The sequence below is a fragment of the Oceanicoccus sagamiensis genome (assembly GCF_002117105.1).
GTDB classification, from domain to species: domain Bacteria; phylum Pseudomonadota; class Gammaproteobacteria; order Pseudomonadales; family Dasaniaceae; genus Oceanicoccus; species Oceanicoccus sagamiensis.
In genome coordinates, this window is the sequence record NZ_CP019343.1 from 294454 (window position 1) to 317917 (window position 23464).

Consider the following 23464-nt stretch of genomic DNA (forward strand, 5'->3'; position numbering starts at 1 on the left):
GACTCCGAAATACAATTTGGGTTTCCTTTTCGGGATAAATAGCCTATATAATTACATTAAATTCAGTGCCTTAGCTCTTTCGGGATCTTCTGAGCTGAGTCGTTCGAAAAATAAACACATAAGTCTTAGGGGGCTGTTATGGATTCTTTTATAAGTATTGATATTTTATTCCGCTGGTTACACGTTTTATTTGGTATTACCTGGATCGGTTTGCTGTACTACTTCAACTTTATTCAAGGCGAATACTTTAAAGAAGCTGAGCCAGATGCCAAAGCTGATGCAACCAAAAAGCTGGCTCCACGCGCGCTATGGTGGTTCCGCTGGGGTGCCATGTTTACCTTCCTGACCGGTGTTGTCTTGCTTGAACTTATTCGTACTGCTCACGGCTGGGACTCTTACATCACTGTAGGCGCCTTAACCGGTACCTTTATGTTCTTGAATGTTTGGTTGATCATCTGGCCAAACCAGAAAATCGTTTGCGGTATTGTTGAAGGCGACGCAGCGGCAGCTGGCCCCAAAGCACTACTGGCCTCAAGAACCAACACGCTGTTCTCTACACTAATGCTGATCGGCATGATGGGTTCTTTCCACGGTGGTGGTCAGGCTTCTTACCTCGTTACTCAGGGCTTAAGCACCGGTTTGATGGCTGTGCTTGCCATTGTCGTCTTATTAGAAGCTAACGCTATTTTCGGCAAGATTGGTCCAATGGCATCTGTTAAAGGGGTTATTCACTGCTCACTTGCTCTAACTGTTATCTGCCTGGGCTTGATGCAGTATGTCTAAGCAATACTAAAAGCTTACAACAAAGCCCAGCTAGTCTGGGCTTTTTTGTGGGTGCCTATATTATTGGCCGTTTAGTTGAAATAGGGCTATAACTGTTAAATCCAATGATGTTAACTCCTTAGTATTATCGGCAATGGACCCAGCATGGCATTTGAAATTAATAGCATCAACGCCCTGATACTTTCAATTCTGGTCCTCTATCTGGGTTATTTCCTCAAAAGCAGACTCCATTTTCTTAAGACGTACAGTATTCCCGTTTCTGTGGCCGGCGGATTTTTATTTAGTCTTTTTGCAGCGGTGTTAGCCGGTTTGGGCATTCTAACTCTGACTATTGATTTGGAGCTGCGCTCTTTTCTGCTGCTGATCTTTTTTAGCACGATTGGCCTCAATGCCAAATTCTCGGAACTGGCCAATGGCGGCAAGGCGCTATTGCTATTGGTCATCGCCTGTTCAATTTGCTTGATTATCCAGAATATTATCGGCATTTCCGTGGTAACCGCTTTGGGTAAGGACCCCTACTTTGGTTTATTTGGCGGCAGTATTTCTCTGGCTGGAGGCCACGGTACGGCCATTGCCTGGGGTGAAATAGTTGCCGACAAGGGCATTAAGGGTATTTCGGAATTTGGCCTCGCCTGCGCCACCATGGGGCTGGTACTGGGCGGTATTTTTGGCGGCCCTATCGCTACGCGCCTGATCGAGAAGCATGACTTAAGGCCCAGCCCCGAAACCCGTGGCATGGCTCAGCAAAAAGTAGCCACCTCACAAGGGGATGAACCCAAGAAACACAAGGTCAGTGTAGAAATCATTATTGATACCGTCTTTGTGCTGGCCTTATGTATTGTTATTGGCGATGCGGTAAACCGCTTTCTATTTAATAACGAAATTCTTTTGCCGGGTTTTTTAACCGCTATGTTTGCCGGAGTGGTAATGGCCAATGTAACCGATATGGTTGAGGTAGACATTAATAAAGAAGGCCTGGACCTTACCGGTGGAGTCTGTTTACAGCTGTTTTTATCCATGAGCCTAATGAGCATGGACCTGCTAAGTATGGCGGAATCTGCCCTGCTCTTGATGCTGGTTATTACTGCCCAGTTAATCTTTGCAATGGTCTTTGCCAGTTTTATTGTGTTCAGGATGATGGGCAAAGACTATGATGCTGCGGTGGTAGCCGGTGGTTTTTTTGGCTTAACCATTGGCGCAACACCCGTTGCTATAGCCAGTATGGACGCCGCCTCTAAAAAACACGGACCCTCTTATAAGGCCTTACTGATTATTCCTTTGGTAGGTGCGTTTTTTGTCGACTTAATCAATGCCGGTACCATTGATGTATTTCTCAGGCTGCCACTATTTAACTAGCGAGCAGCCGTTTGTCGCCCTGTCCAAAAAGCACCATTTAGCTTCCTATGAAAAAGCCATAAGCCTAATGATTAAGTATTATTTTCTTCTGCGTTTACAAACCCTAGACTGAAGCGACATTGAAGACAATTAGGTGAAAGGACTACCTAATCGACAGATGTCTAAATGGATCATAAGGTTGTCAGCAACTGTCCTGTTTTTCCCCTTCTTAAAACCTACAATAACCTTAGATAATAAAATTCAGGATTTAAAGACTATGAGTCAGTACCTTGTACTCATCAATAAAATGCTGCCAGAACGGTTTAGCCAGAATGACTTTGACAGTTTGCGTGCCCGTATATTGCTGGCAATTATTCTGTTTAATGTGTTCTATTGGTTTACCCTGCATATTGTAACCACGGTGATAATGAGCAAAGCAGATAACCCATCGGCTTTTCCTTATCACGCGGTATTTATTTCTATTCTCGCGACACAGGTCTTTTCGCTATACCTTTTTTGTGCGAAGGGCCTTTACCGCCTGGCTGCCCATATCAATATCCTGGTTATCCTGTGCTTTTTTAGTGTTATCGCTTATTGCGTGGGCGCTGAGTCAGGTTCCGGGCCATACACCAATTTATTGACCATTGTAGCGCTGTCATTTTTATTGCTATCACTAAGAGCCAGTCTGTTTTGGTCACTGATCTGCCTGGTTTTACATATCTCGTACACCTTGCTGCCAGCATGGGGGATTAGTTGGCAACCAGTATTCAGTGGTGGCAACCCTGTTAACCAAAGCTATTTTGAGTCAGCGGCTATTGCACTGGTTTACTCTGTATTAATCGCAGCGTTTTGGGCTTTTATGAGCCAGAATAAAACCCTTTCTAAACAGCTACTCAGTGAGAGATTCGCATTAGATCGCCAGACAAAAATGGATGCTTTAACCGGCGTCAGTAACCGTCACTTTTTTGATCTGCAATTAACAACGGTGATCGAGCAACAACAGTATTTTGCCTTGCTGTATATTGATCTGGATAACTTTAAACCCATTAATGATACTCATGGTCACCAGGTCGGCGATGAAGTGTTGCGTCACGTGGCACTGCGTATGCGGCGGATTATCCGTGAGTCGGATATTGTCTCTCGATTGGGTGGTGATGAGTTTGGCATTATCCTGCAAGGTATTCATAAACAGAAAGTAAATGAAATCGCCCGCAAGATTACTGATGAAATTGCCAGACCCATAAAAACCGCCAAGGGCGATATGCTGATCAGTTGCAGTGTGGGTATTTCAATTTGTCCTGAGCATGGCACCGATGCACAGTCACTGGTACGTTCTGCCGATAAGGCGATGTATGAAGCCAAGGCAGAAGGTGATGGGTTTTGTTATGCACAGGGGTTTTAAGGGGGGGCTGTCATTCCCGCGCAGTCGCATTGCTGTCAGGAACAAATGCCTTAAATAAGACCAGACGTATTGTAGCGTCGGCTGTTTAAACCAAGAAAAGCGCTCAAGACTCAACTAACAGCCAGACATTGTAGGGTGGATTATAATCCACCAAGCCCAGCCGGGAGCGGTCAAAACCGGTGGATTATAATCCACACTACCGCCTAAAGCATTTGTTCAGGGCAGTAATGCGCGCAGGCGGGAATCTACAATGCTGGACCCCGCCTACGCTTTCAGAAGCAAAAAAAAGCCCCGACAATGTCGAGGCTCTTTATAAGCTTTACCTATAGGGCTGGGGCGATGCTTACATCATACCGCCCATACCACCCATTCCACCCATGCCGCCCATATCAGGCATAGCAGGAGCAGGACCACCAGCAGCTTCAGCAGGAAGATCAGCAACCATAGCTTCGGTAGTGATCATCAGACCGGCGATAGAGCCAGCCGCCTGAAGTGCAGTACGAGTTACTTTAGCAGGATCAAGAATACCCATCTCAATCATGTCGCCGTACTCACCGGTACCAGCGTTAAAACCGAAGTTACCTTCGCCACTCTTGATCTTATCAAGAACCACTGAAGACTCATCACCAGCGTTATCAACGATTTGACGCAAAGGCGCTTCCATCGCACGACGTGCCAGATTAATACCAACAGTCTGGTCATCGTTAGCACCTGTAAGACCTTCAACAGCCTGAAGAGCGCGAACCAGAGCAACACCACCGCCAGGTACAACACCTTCTTCTACGGCAGCACGAGTCGCGTGAAGGGCATCTTCAACACGGGCTTTCTTCTCTTTCATTTCAACTTCAGTAGCAGCACCTACTTTAATCACTGCAACACCGCCAGCTAATTTAGCAACACGCTCTTGTAGCTTTTCGCGGTCGTAGTCAGATGACGTGTTTTCGATCTGAACGCGGATAGCACCAACGCGATCCTGAATGGCAGCTGCATCACCAGCACCATCAACAATCACTGAGTTATCTTTGTCCATAGTGACACGCTTGGCTGTACCTAACTGCTCAAGAGTAACGGCCTCAAGTTCAAGACCAATTTCTTCAGAGATAACAGTACCGCCAGTTAATACCGCGATATCTTCCAGCATAGCTTTACGACGATCACCGAAACCCGGTGCTTTACACGCAGACACTTTAACGATGCCACGCATATTGTTAACAACCAATGTAGCCAGTGCTTCGCCTTCAAGGTCTTCAGCAATAATCACCAGAGGACGGCCTGCTTTAGCCACCTGCTCCAATAAAGGTAGCAACTCACGGATGTTAGAGATTTTCTTATCAACCAACAGGATAAATGGGCTTTCCTGTTCAACGGTCATATTTTCAGAGTTAGTGATGAAGTAAGGAGACAGGTAACCGCGGTCAAACTGCATACCTTCAACAACGTCTAATTCGTTCTCAAGTACGTTGCCTTCTTCTACCGTGATAACACCTTCTTTACCCACTTTGTCCATGGCTTCAGCGATAATGTCACCTACTTGCTCATCACTGTTTGCAGAGATAGAACCTACCTGAGCAATAGCTTTGCCATCGGCACAGGGAGTAGCCATTTTTTCAACTTCAGCAACCGCAGCGGCAACAGCCTGATCAACACCACGCTTAAGATCCATTGGGTTCATGCCAGCAGCAACAGATTTCAGACCTTCGTTAACGATAGCTTGAGCAAGAACGGTAGCTGTCGTAGTACCGTCACCAGCGTCGTCAGAGGCTTTAGAAGCCACTTCTTTAACCATCTGTGCGCCCATATTTTCAAGCTTGTCTTCCAGCTCAATTTCTTTCGCTACAGAAACACCATCTTTAGTGACAGTAGGTGCGCCAAAGGCTTTGTCCAGTACAACGTTACGGCCTTTAGGGCCCAGAGTGGTTTTTACTGCGTTGGCAAGAATGTTAACGCCGTTAAGCATTCTTTGACGGGCTTCATCACCGAAAATTACTTGTTTAGCCATGATATTTTTCCTTTAAACTAAATTCTTTATCTAATAAGTCGTTGAATACCTTAAGGTTATTAACCCAAGATACCCGCAATTTCACGCTCAGACATAATCACATACTCAACACCATCTTCTTCGATAGTGATAGCACCATGCATATGCTGGGCAAAGATAACTTGGTCGCCTGCTTTAACTTGCAAGGCACGGATATCACCGTTTTCCAGGACAACGCCATCACCTACGGCAACAACTTCACCGCGGTTTTGAACTTCTTTAGAGGCGCTAGTCAGTACGATACCGCCAGCTGAGGTTGCTTCTTCTTCGTTGCGACGCACAACAACGCGATCGTATAACGGACGAATATTCATTTTGGTAGATCTCCCAAAATTGTAAGTTAATGGTTATGGTTTATTTCATGCCGGATAACCGGGTTGCTGCTCTATATGGGGGCAGGCAAATCGATATCAAGGGGAACAATGGTTTTTTTTAGCACTCTATTGCCACGAGTGCTAAAGCAAAAAAAATAATCAATAAAAACAATCACTTAATTTAATCTTCGCGTTCATACTCACCTTCGATAACCGAGCCAGACTGTTCTCCAGGGCGGGCTCTGGAAGCTCGCAAGGTCTCTGATGAACGGAATGAGGCATCGAAGTTGGCATTGCGACCATAGGAGGCCATTACTACGCCCTGCCGTAGCAGCAGAGCTACGAGCAATTGGCGGCTAAAGGGCAATAAACAGGCAAAGCCAATGGCATCGGTAATAAAACCGGGTGTTAATAGCAAAGCCCCGCCAACAGCCAGCATCACGCCTTCCAGAATCTCACCGGCGGGTAACTGCCCCTGCTCCATCCGCTGATTGACTCGCAACAGGGTATTCACCCCCTGCTGTCGCAGTAACGCCAAGCCGATAGCTGCGGTTAGGAAAACCAAAAAGATGGTGCTTAAAGCACCGATTTCAGAGCCGACCTCAATCAACACCCACATTTCAACAATGGGGATAGTGATAAACAGCAGTAGGAAAAAACGCATGAGCGATGGGTCTCAGTGATAGGTCTTAGTGATGGGCAAGTATGGCCAATATTCAAACAATGGGGGCGCATAAGGCCAATTTCAAGCCCAGAGCTTTTAATAGCAAGTGCTCCAATTGGAAAAGCCGCTGTTTACTGTAATAATGCGCCCCGATTTTTTACCTAAACGAACATTTCTACCTATTAAAACAACAGCAAGAGAGGCACTTATATCATGGATCTTAACGGGAAAGTTATAGCGGTAACAGGCGGCGGACAAGGGCTCGGGCGCTCCATGGCAGTAGTACTTGCAGCAAAGGGTGCCAAGATGGCGCTGATCGACCTAAACCAGGAAAAGCTGGACGAAGCGGTAGAGCTTTGTAAAGCCGCAGGCGGCGATGCCAAAGCCTATATCGCCAACGTAGCCAAAGAAGAGGATGTTATTGCGACCTTCGACCAGATCGTTGAAGACTTCGGCACCTTTAATGGGGTGATCAATAACGCCGGTATTCTTCGTGATGGCCTGATGCTTAAAGTGAAAGACGGCGACATTGTTAAGAAGCTGAGCCTGGCGGAATGGCAGGCGGTTATCGACGTTAACCTGACGGGCGTTTTCCTCTGTGGTCGTGAAGCTGCCGAGCGTATGATCAAACTGGGCACTGAAGGCGTGATTATCAATATCTCCAGTATTTCTAAAGCCGGCAATATGGGCCAGAGTAATTACAGTGCCGCTAAAGCCGGTGTTGCAGCAATGGCTGTAACCTGGGCGAAAGAACTGGCCCGCTACGGTATTCGCGCAGCCGCCATTGCCCCTGGCTTTATCGCTACCGACATGGTGGCCAGCATGAAACCGGAAGCCCTTGAGAAAATGACCTCAGGTATTCCATTAAAGCGTATGGGTACCCCTGAAGAAATTGGCCACACCTGTGCTTATATCTTTGAGAATGATTACTTTAGCGGCCGAGTGATTGAAATGGATGGCGGCTTAAGAATTTAAACCCCTCACAGTAGGGTGGATTACAATCCACCCAATCCGATCCACAGTGGAGGTGGATTTTAATCCACCCTACGGTTTTTTATTGACTCGAATGTCAGTATTCTACTGACTATGAGTCAGTCTAACCAACAACGCATCTGGCAAGTTGTCAGCCAAATTCCAAAAGGCAAAATCGCCAGTTACGGCCAGGTTGCAGCTCAAGCGGGTATTCCACAAGCGGCGCGATTAGTCGGCAATGTGTTACGTAAACTACCGGAAGGCAGCAAGCTGCCTTGGCACCGTGTAGTCAATAGCCAGAGAAAGATCTCCTTCCCCATAGGCTCCCCCGCCTATCAGGAGCAACGACAACGACTACTGGCAGAAGGTGTTGTATTTAACAAAGAAACAATAGCCATCAACCACCTTGCATGGTCAAGCTAGCAACAAGCGCAGAGCGATAGCGATCGTTGTAATAACCAACAGCGGTTTAATCACCATGGCGCCACGCTTGATCGCTACATTAACCCCTAAATAAGCGCCCAGTATTTGCGCAAAAGCCATGGCAATACCGACCAGCAAATATACCTGCCCTGCCGCAATAAAAATCAGTACTGAAACAATATTGACTGATACAATCACCGGCTTGGCATTGGCTGAAGCCTTACGTAAGTTATAACCCAACAAAGAAGAGAAACTTAGCGCTGCTATTGCCCCAATACCCGGCCCAAAAAAACCACCGTAAAAACCAATCATTCCACCTGCCAGTAGAATAAAATAACGATAAGCAATAACAGGTGTATGATCTTCATCATTTAGCCTTGGAGAAAACCAGGTAAACAATGCAACGCCAATAAGAAAGTAAGGGATTAAACTATCTAATAGTTCACTGGATAACTGCAAAACGGAGTAGGTTCCCGCTGCACTGGCTACAACCCCGCAAGCGATAACGGGAAGCAAGGGCTTAAAATCAATAAAGCCCTTTCTAAAATAATTAAAGCTGGATGACAAGGTCCCAAACACCGCCTGAAACTTACCGGTGGCCAACGCATTAATCGGCGGCACTCCCAGCCATAACATCACCGGTAATACCAACAGACCACCGCCACCGGCAATAGCATTAATAAAGCCACTGACAAAACCAACAGCGAGCAATAATGCATAGACTTCCAATGAAAACTCGATAAACCTCTCCATTTACTCTGCGACCCCAGAACGATCTGCATTCTACAGGGTATTAATCACCAGCTCTAACATTGACAAAAAACAACGAATCGGGCCCAATAGCCAGCATGAATCACAGCACTACCTCAACCGGGCTATTAAAGCCCGCGGCAAATCCCGTCTATATTGCATGGTCCCACTTTGCAATGACCTCCTCTGCCTGGCAAAACTTCTTCCGCAGCGAAGATGAAGACCCGGCCTCTCGCGCCCGATAAACCACCGTTTATACACCATACTCTTTAACCCGCTATTCTTAGGCTATCTATCACTGGCTAAAGAAAGCTGGCATCCCACCATAGGTTATGCCACTGACAATAGAGCGAGAACACTATGCTAGGTTTAAAAGCATCCGTTGAGACACAAAGTCATACAACCTCCTATTACGCTGCCACTGCCAATTGGCAAACGGACTACCCACTATTAGAAGGTGATATCCAGGCGGATGTTGCTGTGATTGGTGGTGGCTTTAGCGGCGTTAATACCGCCCTGGAGCTGGCAGAAAAAGGCTACAAAGTCGCTTTAATCGAAGCCAATAAAATCAGCTGGGGGGCCACCGGACGCAATGGCGGCCAGGTGATTGGCGGTATTGGCCATGACGCTGAACAGTTTGAAAAATTTATTGGCAAAGAAGGCGTCCGTGCTATTTATGATATGGGCATTGAATGCACCCGCATCATTAAAGACCGAGTAGAAAAATACCAGATCGATTGCGATTTAAAATGGGGGTATTTAGATGTTGCACTGAAACCCCGGCATATGACAATGTTTGAAGAATGGCGGCAATATGAAGCCGATATGGGCAACCCCACAGACATCAAATTACTCGATGCCAACGAGGTCAAACATTATGTAAATTCCGATGCCTATTGCGGCGGCCTCTATAACCCCACTGATAACGGTCATGTGCACCCGTTAAACCTTTGTATTGGCGAAGCCAAAGCGGCCGAACATCTAGGTGTGCAAATTTTTGAGCACTCTCGGGTTAATAAAATTACCCACGGTGAAAAACCTGTTGTCTATACCGATAAAGGTTCAGTAACGGCAAACTTTGTCGTCACCTGCGGTAATGCCTATATGGAAAACCTTGTGCCCAAACTGGCCTCCAGAGTTTTGCCCTCTTGCAGCTCAGTCATCGCAACCGCCCCACTATCCGATGAACTGGCCAAATCTATTATGCCCTCCGATAGCGCGGTTTGTGATCCCAGAACAGCACTGGATTATTTTCGACTCAGTGCAGACAAGCGATTACTATTTGGTGGCCTGTCTAACTATACCGGCCTGGAGCCTAGTAATTTAGAAGCCACCATGAGAAAGAAAATGGCCATCGTATTTCCACAACTCGCCAATATTGATATCGATTATGGTTGGAGTGGACAAATGGGCATAGGCCTTAACCGTATGCCGCAATTAGGCAGACTCTCAAAAAATGTGTTTTATATTCAAGCCTATTCAGGCCATGGTGTAGCGCCAACGCATATGATGGGGCGTATCACCGCTGAAATGATTAGCGGCACTGCCGAGCGTTTTGATGTCTTTGCTAAAATCAGGCACTGGCCATTCCCCGGTGGTAAATTATTACGCCGACCAGGGCTGGCCGTGGGTATGCTCTACTTTAAATTAATGGATATGCTCTAAACAAAAAAGGCGACAAGAAAATCTTGTCGCCTTTTTTCAATCTATGCAGCCTGCTCAATTCTCTCACGCATATAACGCACCCACTGCCCATCCACCATTTTGTAATAAAAACGCCAGGCTATACCATCAATATCATGCTCAATACATAGAGTCTCTTCATCAATAATTTTTACACTTTCGTTTATCATCGCTAACTCCCAGTTAAACTAATCAATGGCTTGTGTTGCTCTGTTGTTATAAAGAATAGTTTTAACAAGAAATACCGCCAATGCATAAAATCTATACAAATAATTACTACAGGTAATTTAACGAAATCTCAAAATAGTCTATAAAAGAAATTTCTTATTCAGTTATCTGCTTTAAACGCTAGTTAATTCTTATTGCCTGCAAGCTATACTTAATTTCGATAACGCAAGTTTAATGAGCCAAAAATAATGGACTAGCGTACATACCAAGACAGTGCAGCATTGAGAATGCAAAACTGCAGCTAACATAAAGCACCACCTGATGACAGGCAGGGCCAAGGCCCACGCTAACAACAACAAGGGGTACACAATGAAACGACATTTTTATATTAGCGAAAACCTCGACGAACTCGAAGCCGTCGAACATGAACTTGAAGACCAGGGTGTAGCCACACCACAGATACATGTCCTCAGCCAAAGGGATGCTGACATACAAAACCATAACCTTAACGAAGTAGAAGCCGTACTGAAAAAAGATGTTGTCCACTCCATGGAACTCGGCGCCATTATCGGTGTAGTCGCCGCAATTTTGGTATTAGCCATCGCCTACTTTGCTGGCTGGACTGAAAGTGCAGCGGGTTGGATTCCATTTATCTTCCTGTCGATTGTTGTGTTGGGTTTTTGCACTTGGGAAGGAGGCTTGTTTGGTATTCAAGAGCCCCACTACCAGTTCAAACAATTCCAGGATGCACTGCAACAAGGCAAGCATATTTTCTTTGTTGATGTAACCGAACAACAGGAAATGATTCTCTCGCGTATTGTAGAAGCCCACCCACAACTTCAGGCTGCTGGCCAAGCTGAATCGACACCTGAATGGGTCGTTGAATGGCAGAAAAACTGGCAAGGCTTTGTAAAAACCATGCCTTAATACGCAATCAAGTTAACGACAAAGGCTCTTTAAGAGCCTTTTTTTATTGCCTGAAAAACCTTGGGGATATAAGCATAGCTAGATCAGCGAAAATTCTGCACAATAGCGCTATAGCAACCCCACCCAGAGCCACTATGAGTTCAGCAAAACATTTTGAGCAACATATCCCCATTACAGAGGATCAGTTATCCGCCGTCGATATACTGTCTGCTCATACCAAACTCTCCAAAAACCAAATCAAACAAGCCATGCAAAAAGGGGCGGTATGGCTAAGCCATAAACAACAAACACAACGGCTACGGCGCGCCAAAAGCACACTGGCTGCTGGTGATGAACTGCACCTTTATTACGATGAAAATATTCTGGCCAGCGAACCTGCCCCGCTATTATGGTTGCCGATGAGCAGAGCTATAGTGTTTGGTACAAGCCCTATGGTGTCTATTGCCAGGGCTCAAAATGGGGTGACCACTGCACCATCAACCGCATCGCTGAAAAGCAACTACAGCGCCCCTGCTTTATTGTCCATCGGCTGGATAGAGCCACCACGGGGCTGGTCATTGTGGCCCACCAGAAGAGCGCCACAGCGGCACTAGCCGCCCTGTTTGAACAACGGCAAATTACCAAGCACTATCAAGCCATCGTTGCAGGACAATTTCCTGCGCATCAAACTGTCCGTAGCGCGGTTGATCATAAACCCGCTGTTAGCCATATCCATTTGACCTCTGCTAACGAGCACTATTCATTTGTCAAAATTTCGATAGAAACAGGCCGAAAACACCAAATTCGCCAGCACTTAAGCAGCGTTGGTTTTCCAATTATTGGAGACAGGTTATACGGAAAGGATCAGCAGCACGCACTCAATTTACAGCTATGCTGCTATGAACTGAAGTTTCACTGCCCTATCAGCGACCAGACAAAACACTACCTGCTCGAAGATAGCTTGCAGCTCTCACTGCTAAATGAGCACCAAATGATTGGGTAATTCATTCTTGCTGCCGGTTGCTGGCGCATGCTCTGCTAACAGAACACCACAGGCATCGATGCAAGCGATTAAGCCTTGCTGGGTTTGCCCGGCCTTTATCGCAGTAATAAAATCATCGACAATCGCCTGCCACTGCTGCTCAGAAACATGCTGATCAATGCCCCGATCAGCAATAATCTCCACATAGTGTTCAGCCTCTGAGACAAAAATCAACACCCCGCTTTCTTGCCGGGTATGGTGCAGATTATTTTCCAGAAATTGCCGGCGGGCCAAATTAGACGCTCGCCAATATTTTACCGACGAGGGAATAATACGGAAAAGAATAACAGGCACTCTTAGCACCAGAGCCAACACGGCAAAAACACCCAGCTGCCATAACAAAATATCCAGGGTTTCCAGCCAGACACCACTGAGCCAGATCACACCGGGAGCCAATAGTGCCAATACCGCAGCCCATAAAGTGGGGATATAGCGATAATCATCCGCCTGCTCCGCCAATACAGTCACCAACTCAGCATCGGTATTTTGTTCGACTGCATTAATCGCATCACTCACTGCCTGTAGCTGACTGTCTTCTAATAAACTCATTACCAACCTCCCGACGCGCCGCCGCCACCAAAACCGCCGCCACCGCCGCCGAAACCGCCACCGCCAAAACCACCGCTGCGGCCACCAAAACCTCCACCAACACCATAACCGGCACCATAACGCGAGCCATAACCGCGCCTGCCAAAGCCTCTACGGGACGAACCCAAGCCCAGAAACGGGCCGCCCAAAATGAGTAACAATAACAAACCAAAATAGCCGCTGCCGCGCTGCTGGTTGCGAGATTTTCGCTCGACCATCACATACTCACCACCCAAAGCATCAATAATGGCAGTAACGCCCCGGCAATACCTCGCTCAAACTGACGTTGCTTAAAGGTCGGCAAAATAACCGACTGAATAATATTGGCGCTAATTGCATCCGTTAGTGTGCCTTCCAGACCATAGCCCACTTCGATACGCACTTTGCGCTCTGCTTTGGCAACCAGAAGCAATACGCCATTGTCCTTTCCCTTCTGGCCAATGCCCCATTCCCGGCCCAACTGATAACCAAACTCCTCAATGCTATAACCTTGCAGGTCCTCAAACGTCGCCACAACCACTTGATTACCACCAGCCTGCTCATGGGCTTGCAACTGCTGGCTCAAGCGCCGCTCAGCAGCAGCACTTAGATAGGAAGCGCCATCAACCACCCTGCCCTTCAGTTTGGGGAACTCAGGGGCAGCCTGGGCAATCGACACCCAGCAAAACAGCAGTGCTAGCAGTAGCCTTGAAATAACCATTAAAAGGCTACCGCAGGGGCAGCATCGGCACCTTCGGTGGTGGCCTGATATGTATCCCTGATGGGCATATCGCTATACATCAGCGAATGCCAGATTTTACCGGGAAAGGTTCGTATTTCAGTATTATAGGTTTCCACCGCAGCTATATAGTCACGACGCGCCACTGCAATACGGTTCTCGGTACCTTCAAGTTGTGACTGCAACGCGAGAAAGTTCTGGTTGGATTTTAAATCAGGATAGCGCTCAACCACCACCATCAAACGCTTAAGTGCGCTACCCAGCTGACTTTGGGCTGCCTCAAACTTCTGTAAGGCCTCCGGGTTATTGAGCACATCCCCCGAAACCTGCATTGAAGAGACCTTTGAGCGCGCCTCAACCACTGCGGTTAGGGTCTCCTTCTCCTGCGCCGCATAACCTTTAACCGTGGCTACCAGATTGGGAATAAGGTCAGCACGGCGCTGATATTGGTTCTGGACCTGTGCCCAACTGGACTTAACCTTTTCATCATTGGTGGGAATATTGTTGATACCACAGGCACTTAGAACCAATGAAACCAGCAAGAGTGTTAGAAGACGGATCATGATGCTCTATTCCTTTAATGTTGTACCCTTAGATGGACTGCTTTTGCAGCAAGATAGTAGCATGACAGGCAGCGGAAATAGCCATAAAAGGGTGACTTTTTATAGGCTAATACCCTGATTTTTATCCTGAATTTGGCTTGTTCCAAAAAGGCATTTCGGTATAATGGCCGTCCTCCAAACTGCTAGGCAGTTAAATCTTTCGGGGCGTAGCGCAGTCTGGTAGCGCACTACACTGGGGGTGTAGTGGTCGCAGGTTCAAATCCTGCCGTTCCGACCATATATAAAAAAGGGCCACCTGTGTTTATAGGTGGCCCTTTTTTATATATGGGTGGAACGGTTGGCTTTGTTCGTTAGCGAGGCAACGCCGAGCGTACCCCAGATTCACAAAATGCGACCAGCATTTTGCTACGAGCGCAACGCGCGAAGCCCCGAAGGGGTTAAAACAGCCCAGAGGCTGTTTTAATTCAATCCTGCCGTTCCGACCATATATATCAACAACTTAGGCCGACTTAAGAGCGGCCTTTTTTGTGTCCGAAATAAATAGCCAGCAAATAGCCAGCCACAGAATGATTTTCACCCAATCTAATAAATAAATCCGAAACCATAACAGCGGCTAGATATTCAAGCATGTATTGAGGTCTCAATGACAACTTGCAACCGCAAAGCAGACACAAAAAAGCCCCCGAAGATGAAGGCTAAATAGCAAACTTTCTGGATAATTATTTTTTACGCTTTATGCCTGCTAAACCAATTAAAGCTGAACCAAATAACCATGCTGCTGCAGGCACAGGCACCGCTGAGGGAACCACACTTACCGTAAGGCTCCTGAATTGTCCTTCTATCAGCATTGACGCAGTCTCATCCCTTGGTTGCCAGCCGACAAGCTTGAAACTATTAATCTCAAAGCTTCCTGGAGAGGGAACCGAAGTGGGAATATCATCTGAATTAATTGATGTGGGATTACCGACAGTTTCCAAGTCACCTAAAAAAGCTAGTGTATTAATACTGTAGTATGCGTCATAACCACTCGACCACTTATCAATGCGAAAAGTATCCTGCCTTTTGCCCGCATTCGCCCCTTGAGTAAGCAATGAATTATTGCCGACAAACATTGCGCCAGGAGGATTACCCCCTGTGAGACTATATATACCAACATCCAAATTCACCAGATCAATATTGACATACCTTCCAAGATCATCATTATCGATAAAGCTATTCGTTTCAGGTTCATCCAGGTCTATTGCATAGGTCACCGTAAAACCATCATTGACACTTAACACCCCAAACGATCCTGCCGGGTCATCTATTGAGGTAATAAATCCGCTGAACTCATAGTGCACCATCGCCGCATTAGCACTCGAAGTAAGAGCAATAGCTACAGCACTAAAGACCATTGCCGTAAGCGGCCGTTTTATTGCATGCTTTATTGGTTGTATTAACGTTTTCATAATTAATCCATTGTTAAATCAGTCATTGAGTTAGTGACTATGTCGGATTAATGAATAAAACGGTTCAATCATTTATATATTTAGAACAATAAAAAAAACCGATTTTCTCGAGGGAAAAATAGGACTTTTCAATGAGGGATTGACCCTATTGTATTAACTATTGATCAATGTAAAGTCAAATAGTCCGATAAGGGAGCAGACACCCACCCTATCACGCATAATCGCCACATCTTTAGTAACTCTGAATTCACCCTATGACTGACCCTCAATCCAACCGCAAAGTCGGCTTTGCTTTACTCGGCCACCCCATGTAGTCAAGGCCAGATAAAGGCGAGAGTATTCAGCGCTTTACCATGTCGATTATTCATCCTTTTTATCTTAAGGGCAGAGCAAAAAAAGGCTCCGAAAGGAGCCTTCTATTAGAACAATTGTGTCAAGCCAAAGCGACTTTAATGACCATCGCTACTAGCCCTGACAGGCATCACCAATACCATTGTTATCTGAATCGAGTTGATCATCATTATCTACACCAGGGCAATTATCCAGACCATCCAGAAAGTTATCCTGATCACGGTTGATACCCATGCGAGTGCCTGACCCCGGAGGCGCGCAAGTAAAGGTAATAGGCCCTTCAGTATTGGCCAGACTACGCAGTTCAGCCTCAGTGATGGTGTTATTGGTGTCGTCGCGGAATAAGCCGCTAGACTCTAACTCCCAACCCCTTGCAACACCACCCACATGGCCTTTGGCAATCAGATCACATTGCACGGTTTGACCACCCAATACCAAAGAAGCAAAGGGTGCACTATCACTGTCAATCAGCAAATTAAGACGCTGATTAACCGCATTGGCATTGCTAGCCGTCAAGGTGACTTGCTGACCAACAACCGGCGCCAGATCGGAATCAAAAGCCAACATAAAGGATTCAAGGTCATCCGCATCGTTACCGTTAAGCACAAAGACCGGCGCCCCAAGAAAATCTTCCACGGTGGGAAGGCTGCCATCATGCGCAAAACCAAAACCCCGTATTTGATCACCGGCGGCATCAAACATACCCACTTTGCTATACATATTCCTTAGGTGAGGCACTTTAAAACTTTGTGGTTCACCATCGAAGGTAGCACCACCGTCGGAACCAAAGGCCCCCTGTTCAGGGTTTAATACATGGCAGCCATCACAACTTTCTACGGTATCCGTACCCGCTCTGTTATAGGTTGTAGCACCCGTTTGTTGCTGCGTGGTGAGACTATTGTCAAGATTGCGGACCGGGTTTGGCGGTAATTGAACCTGCAAAATAAAATCAGCAAATTCCTGCATCTGTTGCGTAGTAGGAATACCTTCCATACCCACAAGACCTTCATAGGCAACAATAAAGTTCATAAAGCCGGCCTGCTCACTACAGGCAGCACCTGTTGGCTCATTACAGGGATCCAGGCCAAAGAATCCATCGACACGATCACCACGCCAATGCAAAGACCCCATTGTCGACATACCTTTCAGAGTCTGGGTAGTCATGGGTCCTTTCATCGGGTGGATGGTAGGATCAGGGTTAATGAAATTAGCCAGCGGCGCATTACTCGGATTAGGTTGGTTGTTGATACCAATACCACCATCCGGGTCACCCAAATTCCACGCCAATTCATCCTTATCAGCAAAGATATGACAGCTTGAACATGAGGCTTCACCGTTACCCGAAGTCAGCTGCGCGTCGTACAACATAGGACGACCATTAATCACTGACTGTGGCTCCGGATTATGTAAGGTATCAATGGCAACAACGGCACCAGTATTTAAATTAACTGTCTCAACCTGATTGTTAAAGCGAGTAAAAACAAACATCCGGTTATTGCTTTCATCTAACACCAACCCCGCCGGACCACCACCCACATCAATATGGTTAGCAGCCGCAGCAACAGGATCAAAGTTGGATTCAAAAGCCGGGTCTTCCAACGCTGCCGTGTTGTAAACCCCTATTTTTCCAGAGCCAAATGCGGCCACATACACTGTAGAACCATCGGCAGACACTACCGGCTGTAAAGGTGTTGCCAGACTGCTTGATTTGGTCAATGGCGTTGGGTGGTTGTTAGTATTACTGTCGGTAAACAGTTTGCTGTAATCAATATGCTGATTGAGATGCTGCACATCCACACTGCCATTGGCCGGATTAATCACACTGATGCGCGCCTCCGATAAATGCCCCTGAACCGTCGAGCCACCGTGATCACCCGCACCTTCAAACAGCACTTCATTAGGCAGCTCTGTGTTAGTGACATAGAGTTTTCCCGTTGCGGGGTTTACCACCATGTTAAATAACACCGTGCCGACTGAGTCAAACTCCTGCACTGAGTTGGCTGCCAATGTATTAGCATCAATGGAAAAAACGTCATGATCAGGCAAAGTAAACTGCACAATACTGCCCCAATCACGGCCCAGCGTATCGCGCCAGGTAGAACCGTCATACTTAACGATAATACTGCTTTCAGGCGCAGGTGCACCGCCAACATTATCCTCAACACCTGGTACACCACCCGGTGCTCCCGGCGCACAATTGGTACCTCCACTAAATTGGAAACCATCACAGACTAAGGTTTCATTGATAACGGTAGTCTGGTTACCGGACATAAATGCCGCTATATAAACGGTATTACCATCCGGGCTGGTTGTTAGTGCACGAGGCGTATCGGCAAAAAAGGTGAGGATACGGTTAGGTGTGCCGCCCAGGGTATTACCCGGATTAGCACTATCAAATACCCAAACATCGGCACGCCCTATACCCGCGGATTCAAGCTGGGGATCACCCGCGCCAGGAACACCGGCAATAGAGGCATGGGTAAGATGCTGGCCGCGATGCGCAGCGGTAATAAAGGCCCTTGCTCCGCCGTTACCGGCAAAGACAATGTCACGGGGCTCATCACCCACCAGCAAGGTTCTAGTGACGCGCCCCTGAGCAATATCAACAATACTAACGCTGTCAGACAAGTGGTTAACTACCCACACCTCATTATTTGTTCTGGCGGCTACAGCAACTGGCTCCATACCCACAGCAATAGAACCCGCAGCGACCAGACCAGAGGCGGTGACATTAAAGATTTCAAGCCGGTTATCCGGTGTATTGGTGACAAACAGCCTGGTTTTGTCCGGTGAAAAAGCCATAGGTCTAACAGGGCCACTTTCAAAAGCGGTAAAACCGGTTGAAATACTGACGGTCAAAGTGGCTTGGTCATTGTCGGTATAGGCAATACCATCCGACACTTCAACCACAAAGCTATTAGGGCCAGTGTCAGTGGCGGAAGGTGTTCCTGAAAGCGTGCCATCAGGTGCCACCTGCAACCATGCCGGGCCTGAGATTTTGCTATAGGTTAAGGGATCATTATCAGCATCCGTAGCAGTACCCGCCAAGGTGCCCACTATGGCCTTGCCTGGCGTCAGTGAGGGTAGTGATATTGTAGGGTTAGTAAAAACCGGCGGTTCCGGGCGCTTGCCAAAATAGACGGCAAAGGCGTCAAGGCGAAATTTTTCCGAACGACCATCCGCTGTTGAACGAAAGCGAACCAGCAGGTCCGCCTGATCATAAGCCATCGCAGGCATATCCAGCACATAAAACTCCCAACGATCGGTATCATTTAAACGCTGTAGCTCTGTCCAGTTATCACCGTCATCATTAGAAAGTTCAGCATAAAAATACTCACCACTGTCATAACGGTAAGTACGAATAGCGTATTCAATCTTTAATTTATCGGTAAACCCACGGGTATCAATGGTGGTTTGAACCCAGCCATCGTCATTTAATTCACCGCTTCGACTACCTTCATAGTCAATCGAACTATTATCAACATCACCCTGAGTTTCCCAGTTCTGCCATTCTGGGTCACGGTTTTCAAAGCCGTCCTCAAACAGCATTTCAAACTCTGTAGCCGCTTGCAGGGGTGTAACACAGAACAAGGCTGCAACCAGAAAACATGCCTTCGACACCAAGCCGGTACTAGAATTTATTATTGTATTAAAATGATTATCTTTGGTTTTGGTATTCACTGACATGCTTTTCTCCACTTTATAATGCATTAACCATGTATCACGCTAACAATGTATCAAGCTGAAAAAATCTACTTTTATCCACCTTGAAAAAACAAAACAGGCAGGGATAAAAAAATCAACGGTTAATCAATAACAAAATGCATGCCAATGGCCTGAATATCCTTCTTCAAAAAGGCAAAACGGTAGCGAACTGACAGTGGCTAACAAAGTTCTGTCACCCATGTTACAGGAAGAAATTTCAAGTCAATCATCAAAGCCATATCAATAAGACACAATCAATGTAACACTCGTACAAACAGTAAAAAAAGCTCCAGAAATGTAAAATTTATCGGCACATAAATAATTTTTCTTCCAAAAAACATGACGATAATAAATTTAATATCAGAAAACAAAATAAGGCAGGATTAGTTTATAGCAAAGATAAAAAAAACTGATCAAACGAGACAGCCACCATAACCCCCACGATACAGAGGCAAAGCAACAAGGGTGACAAAAATCAAAGAATAACAATTAATCCCTGTAAGAAAATTCGACAATTATTTTTATTCTCATATTAAAAAATAACTGAAGAGATATTGAAATTGACATGCAAAACAAAAGATAATTTAATGTTTGAATTCTGAGATAAAGAAAATAAAACGGGACAAACACCATGCAAAAAAAATTATTACACTATGAATTACTCTTTTTTTGCTTGATGTTTTTGGGTTGCGCAGGTCAAGACAAGACTTCAAACCAGTCGGTGATTTATAATATCCCCAGCCAGTCCAGCAATATCAAACTAACGGCGAATAATATAACAAGCAGCGATCTTATCCAGTTGAACCTTCCGATGCCTCGCTCACTGATAAACGAGGCAGGCATGCAGGCCACATTACTCAGCGAACTAGATAGTAACGGCCGCGGTAACAAAGTAATGCTGCCGCTTGCAGAGCCCGACATAGATAATGAAACCGTCCTTGTTTCAATCAGCACTGAACATCTTACCCAGGGTCAGGAGTATTTATTGCTGGTAAGAACCACCCACAAATACTTTAATCCCAACCGAAGATACTTTATTAGTATTGGCGAATGATCTTTACAGTCCTTCTACAGGCTGCAACCCCCATAGAATAAAACCCATCAAGGCAGACTAATAATCGGATGCATTTCTTATCGTCATATCACCATTAAGTACAGAGATAGTGACATAATCGTCGCGCAGATTGTCCAGGTCATTATTGGGCACAGGGTTTGGTGACTGTGGCGGGAACATCTTGACATCAAGACTAACTTGCATCGTACCGGTAGTAGCGATCCAGACAAACTCTATACTGCTTCTGGAGGGGAGACTGATCACCTTGGCAGCAACAGGCGCTGTGCGGCCTTCGTCATATATACACTGGCCAGTTGATATTCAGCATCGCACCTACCGGGATAATATCCCCACCAAGGCGAAAGGGGTTTAGGCGCTCATCAGCCATACGTGCAACAAAGTCCGCCGCTATTGGCATCTGCTCAACCACAGCAACCGTTTTACCAAACGACGAAATACGTGCACCTCCTATACTACTTTGCGGGTTAAGCGGAGCAACAACAGTGACCGTATGACCAGCCCCTTCAAACGCATTTTTTCATGCAGCCAAACCCGGCGCCATATTGGTGCCATTGATTTTTCCACCATTGCCATCGCTAACTTGTTCAAAAATCCATCGTCATTGGTCACCAGAATATTCAATCCATAAGCGGGCTGCATCACCACACCAAGCAACAGTGCGATGGTTAAAACAGCCCTACCAATACTCTGGCTTATTCAAAGCCTCAACACACGCCGAGCAACCGGCAATAGGCACAATATCCTCACCCAATAAAGACTGCCCCAACCAACCCTCTGGCTGACTCATTATCTGCGGTGCTTTAACCACCTGCTCAGAGATCGGTTTAAAACCCACCTTGCCATAATAAGCAGGGTCACCGTAGGTTAACAATAAAGCGACCCCATGCTCTCTCAACACATTAATTCCAAAGTTGATTAATGCCTGCCCAACACCCTTACCTTGAGCCGAAGTAGCAATCGCGACCGGGGATAGGATAAACGCATTAATGCCATTATCAAACGTCATCCGGGTAAAAAAGATACTGCCAACAAGCTGCTTATCTTCCGTGGCAATAAAACCAAAAATATCCTCTGACGGGGTTGTGGCTATCAGGTTACTGACCAAACCGCCGATGGCCAAACCCTCCTCCATCCCTTCTGACGCACCAAATACGTCGACAAATAATTGCTTTACCGGCTCGCTGCCAAGCTCTTTGTAATCCAACAACATCATAACTTATCCCTCAAACCTCAACTCATCAGGCTGCGGCTTTATTTCCTTCAATCTGGTCAACGATCTCAACTACCCTGGCAACAGCAGAGTTCAGCTTGGTTTGACTAAAATATTCGGTATAACGAATATTAAGGTCTTCGCTATAAATACATAACTTGGGCAAACCGGCACCAAAGAATTCTATAGCGGTTAAATAGACACTTCTAGTCCCTACCTTTACCGCACAGTAAGAGGTTGAGCCCTTAATCTTTAAGCCTGGAAACGCTAGCTCAACGGCCTTGTAGTCATCACAGGCATCAGCCCTGAAGCGTACCCGGTCGGCAAAAACATCCTGTAGATGTGAGGCTGCGGTAAATGCGATTCGTGAAGTAATGGATTTACTGGAATTTTTCATAATACACCCTAAATCATTAAGAATTTACCCATATTCCAATACTGGCTTATTGGGTTTATGACTCAATCATAGGATTCAGCAAGTAATAATTACAATGTATTAATAATATCTAACGAATTACCTATGGTAATGCCTATAAAGACCCAATAAGCAACCTAAATAACTCCTGATACACCCCCACTGCCAACCCCGTAAACAGGACTCTCTACCCTTTACTTCTGCGTAAAAGCTGGCATGCTTGGTCAACCTGAAATAGAACACCTATACACGCAGATAATAAACATAACGAACCGTAAGGCATTATCGTTCAAAAGCCCTATATTGATCAGAAAAACAGCACCAAGGAAACTAAAGGTACCCCGTGAGCTCAATTGACATTGATAAACAGCTGTATATTGGCAAAGGGCTTGATCGCGAATGTTATCTTCATCCAGAAGACTCCAGCAAGTGCATTAAAATCACTGTTTCCGGCGATTACCGGCAACATCGTGACGATATTAAATATTATCACCGCCTGCAAAAACGCGACATTAGCTGGCAACATCTGGCCCAGTTTCACGGTCTATGCAGCACCAGCCTTGGTGATGGGCTGATGTTTGAGGTAGTTCGCGACCACGATGGTAGTATCTCTAAAAGCTTGCGAGACTATATCCGCGGTAATGGCTGCCCCATAGACCGGCAACAACTGGACGATGAATTGGCACGTTTAAAAAGCTACCTGCTAAAGCACAGTATTATTATGCGCGATTTAAAGGATGATAATTTACTACTGCAGCGGCTATCCGATAGCGAAGCGCGGCTGGTCGTTATCGATGGTATTGGCAATAATGAGTTTATCCCTTTTTCTGAACTGGCACCGGTCTTTACTAATATGAAGATAAACCGAAAATGGGCCAAGTTCAGTCAAAAACTGCAGGCTAAACTTTAAC

General features: G+C 46.2%; 26 protein-coding genes and 1 tRNA gene. 12 read left to right on the forward strand and 15 right to left on the reverse strand.

All coding sequences use genetic code 11. The features are described 5' to 3' along the window. The first annotated feature begins 138 nt into the window (after positions 1 to 138). The 3 genes from BST96_RS01280 (at position 139) to BST96_RS01290 (ending at position 3520) form a co-directional block, all read left to right on the forward strand. Complete coding sequence (locus tag BST96_RS01280) at positions 139 to 783, forward strand: urate hydroxylase PuuD (RefSeq protein ID WP_085756946.1); 645 nt, start codon at positions 139 to 141, stop codon at positions 781 to 783. Positions 784 to 927: 144 nt separating this feature from the next. After that, positions 928 to 2139 carry a sodium/glutamate symporter gene (gltS, locus tag BST96_RS01285; protein WP_085756947.1) on the forward strand — a complete coding sequence of 404 codons (1212 nt, stop codon included), beginning with the start codon at positions 928 to 930 and terminating at the stop codon, positions 2137 to 2139. 256 nt (positions 2140 to 2395) lie between these two features. Beyond that, positions 2396 to 3520, forward strand: coding sequence for a GGDEF domain-containing protein (locus BST96_RS01290; RefSeq protein ID WP_169713857.1), 1125 nt, complete (start codon positions 2396 to 2398; stop codon positions 3518 to 3520). A 343-nt stretch (positions 3521 to 3863) separates the two neighbouring features. On the opposite strand, the gene groL is transcribed toward BST96_RS01290, so the two are convergent. The 3 genes from groL to BST96_RS01305 form a co-directional block, all read right to left on the reverse strand. After that, positions 3864 to 5522 (reverse strand): chaperonin GroEL, encoded by a 1659-nt coding sequence (gene groL / locus BST96_RS01295; RefSeq protein ID WP_085756949.1) that lies wholly within the window; start codon positions 5520 to 5522, stop codon positions 3864 to 3866. 56 nt (positions 5523 to 5578) lie between these two features. Continuing rightward, positions 5579 to 5872, reverse strand: coding sequence for a co-chaperone GroES (locus tag BST96_RS01300; protein WP_085756950.1), 294 nt, complete (start codon positions 5870 to 5872; stop codon positions 5579 to 5581). Between the two features lie 181 nt (positions 5873 to 6053). Next, positions 6054 to 6536 (reverse strand): FxsA family protein, encoded by a 483-nt coding sequence (locus BST96_RS01305; RefSeq protein WP_085756951.1) that lies wholly within the window; start codon positions 6534 to 6536, stop codon positions 6054 to 6056. 213 nt (positions 6537 to 6749) lie between these two features. On the opposite strand from BST96_RS01305, the gene BST96_RS01310 reads away from it, so the two are divergent. Continuing rightward, entirely contained in the window at positions 6750 to 7511 is a 762-nt protein-coding gene (locus BST96_RS01310; RefSeq protein ID WP_085756952.1) for an SDR family oxidoreductase, read from the forward strand. A gap of 111 nt (positions 7512 to 7622) precedes the next feature. Then, complete coding sequence (locus tag BST96_RS01315; protein WP_085756953.1) at positions 7623 to 7931, forward strand: MGMT family protein; 309 nt, start codon at positions 7623 to 7625, stop codon at positions 7929 to 7931. Here the strand turns inward: BST96_RS01315 and BST96_RS01320 are convergent. Continuing rightward, the gene (locus tag BST96_RS01320) at positions 7923 to 8684 is read right to left on the reverse strand and encodes a TSUP family transporter (protein WP_085756954.1); all 762 of its coding nucleotides are present in this window, start codon (positions 8682 to 8684) and stop codon (positions 7923 to 7925) included. The two genes, BST96_RS01315 and BST96_RS01320, sit on opposite strands and share 9 nt — an antisense overlap. Before the next feature lie 95 nt (positions 8685 to 8779). Between BST96_RS01320 and BST96_RS20280 the strand changes: the two genes are divergently transcribed. Together BST96_RS20280 and BST96_RS01325 are read left to right on the forward strand one after the other, a co-directional pair. Further along, positions 8780 to 8926, forward strand: a complete 147-nt coding sequence (locus tag BST96_RS20280; RefSeq protein WP_157117810.1) for a hypothetical protein — start codon at positions 8780 to 8782, stop codon at positions 8924 to 8926. Between the two features lie 115 nt (positions 8927 to 9041). Continuing rightward, complete coding sequence (locus BST96_RS01325) at positions 9042 to 10346, forward strand: NAD(P)/FAD-dependent oxidoreductase (protein ID WP_085756955.1); 1305 nt, start codon at positions 9042 to 9044, stop codon at positions 10344 to 10346. Positions 10347 to 10387: 41 nt separating this feature from the next. Here BST96_RS01325 and BST96_RS20285 read toward each other — a convergent pair whose 3' ends face one another. Further along, positions 10388 to 10534, reverse strand: coding sequence for a hypothetical protein (locus BST96_RS20285; protein ID WP_157117811.1), 147 nt, complete (start codon positions 10532 to 10534; stop codon positions 10388 to 10390). Between the two features lie 367 nt (positions 10535 to 10901). Here BST96_RS20285 and BST96_RS01330 point away from each other — a divergent pair, with 367 nt between their 5' ends. Next, positions 10902 to 11459: an NAD/FAD-utilizing enzyme gene (locus tag BST96_RS01330; RefSeq protein ID WP_085756956.1), complete on the forward strand. Its 558-nt coding sequence runs from the start codon at positions 10902 to 10904 to the stop codon at positions 11457 to 11459. Positions 11460 to 11847: 388 nt separating this feature from the next. Further along, the gene (locus tag BST96_RS01335; RefSeq protein WP_206045378.1) at positions 11848 to 12441 is read left to right on the forward strand and encodes an RluA family pseudouridine synthase; all 594 of its coding nucleotides are present in this window, start codon (positions 11848 to 11850) and stop codon (positions 12439 to 12441) included. On the opposite strand, the gene BST96_RS01340 is transcribed toward BST96_RS01335, so the two are convergent. Genes BST96_RS01340 through BST96_RS01350 form a run of 4 tightly spaced genes read right to left on the reverse strand, consistent with a single transcriptional unit; the run spans position 12415 to position 14349 of the window. Next, a complete protein-coding gene (locus tag BST96_RS01340) occupies positions 12415 to 13029 on the reverse strand; it encodes a TPM domain-containing protein (RefSeq protein ID WP_085756957.1) in 615 nt (204 codons plus the stop codon). The two genes, BST96_RS01335 and BST96_RS01340, sit on opposite strands and share 27 nt — an antisense overlap. Then, positions 13029 to 13286 (reverse strand): hypothetical protein, encoded by a 258-nt coding sequence (locus BST96_RS20865; protein WP_240554876.1) that lies wholly within the window; start codon positions 13284 to 13286, stop codon positions 13029 to 13031. The genes BST96_RS01340 and BST96_RS20865 overlap by 1 nt, the downstream gene beginning before the upstream one ends. Further along, positions 13286 to 13768 (reverse strand): TPM domain-containing protein, encoded by a 483-nt coding sequence (locus BST96_RS01345; protein WP_240554877.1) that lies wholly within the window; start codon positions 13766 to 13768, stop codon positions 13286 to 13288. The genes BST96_RS20865 and BST96_RS01345 overlap by 1 nt, the downstream gene beginning before the upstream one ends. Next, entirely contained in the window at positions 13768 to 14349 is a 582-nt protein-coding gene (locus BST96_RS01350; protein ID WP_085756958.1) for a LemA family protein, read from the reverse strand. Before BST96_RS01350 ends, BST96_RS01345 begins: the two co-directional genes overlap by 1 nt. A gap of 200 nt (positions 14350 to 14549) precedes the next feature. Here BST96_RS01350 and BST96_RS01355 point away from each other — a divergent pair. Further along, positions 14550 to 14626 (forward strand) — tRNA-Pro (locus BST96_RS01355). Positions 14627 to 15068: 442 nt separating this feature from the next. Here BST96_RS01355 and BST96_RS20620 read toward each other — a convergent pair. Next, a complete protein-coding gene (locus BST96_RS20620) occupies positions 15069 to 15797 on the reverse strand; it encodes a VPLPA-CTERM sorting domain-containing protein (RefSeq protein WP_085756959.1) in 729 nt (242 codons plus the stop codon). 465 nt (positions 15798 to 16262) lie between these two features. Further along, entirely contained in the window at positions 16263 to 19835 is a 3573-nt protein-coding gene (locus tag BST96_RS01365) for a putative Ig domain-containing protein (RefSeq protein ID WP_206045379.1), read from the reverse strand. 649 nt (positions 19836 to 20484) lie between these two features. Between BST96_RS01365 and BST96_RS01370 the strand changes: the two genes are divergently transcribed. Next, positions 20485 to 20907 carry a hypothetical protein gene (locus BST96_RS01370; protein ID WP_085756960.1) on the forward strand — a complete coding sequence of 141 codons (423 nt, stop codon included), beginning with the start codon at positions 20485 to 20487 and terminating at the stop codon, positions 20905 to 20907. 57 nt (positions 20908 to 20964) lie between these two features. Here the strand turns inward: BST96_RS01370 and BST96_RS20295 are convergent, their stop codons facing one another. From BST96_RS20295 to BST96_RS01385, 4 genes are all read right to left on the reverse strand, one after another. Further along, positions 20965 to 21171, reverse strand: coding sequence for a hypothetical protein (locus BST96_RS20295; RefSeq protein ID WP_157117812.1), 207 nt, complete (start codon positions 21169 to 21171; stop codon positions 20965 to 20967). A 31-nt stretch (positions 21172 to 21202) separates the two neighbouring features. After that, positions 21203 to 21337, reverse strand: a complete 135-nt coding sequence (locus BST96_RS21180; RefSeq protein WP_276206923.1) for a hypothetical protein — start codon at positions 21335 to 21337, stop codon at positions 21203 to 21205. Between the two features lie 267 nt (positions 21338 to 21604). Next, positions 21605 to 22141 (reverse strand): GNAT family N-acetyltransferase, encoded by a 537-nt coding sequence (locus BST96_RS01380; protein ID WP_085756962.1) that lies wholly within the window; start codon positions 22139 to 22141, stop codon positions 21605 to 21607. 25 nt (positions 22142 to 22166) lie between these two features. After that, a complete protein-coding gene (locus BST96_RS01385; protein WP_085756963.1) occupies positions 22167 to 22535 on the reverse strand; it encodes a hypothetical protein in 369 nt (122 codons plus the stop codon). A 361-nt stretch (positions 22536 to 22896) separates the two neighbouring features. On the opposite strand from BST96_RS01385, the gene BST96_RS01390 reads away from it, so the two are divergent. After that, positions 22897 to 23463 carry a YrbL family protein gene (locus BST96_RS01390; RefSeq protein WP_085756964.1) on the forward strand — a complete coding sequence of 189 codons (567 nt, stop codon included), beginning with the start codon at positions 22897 to 22899 and terminating at the stop codon, positions 23461 to 23463. Position 23464: the final 1 nt, after the last annotated feature.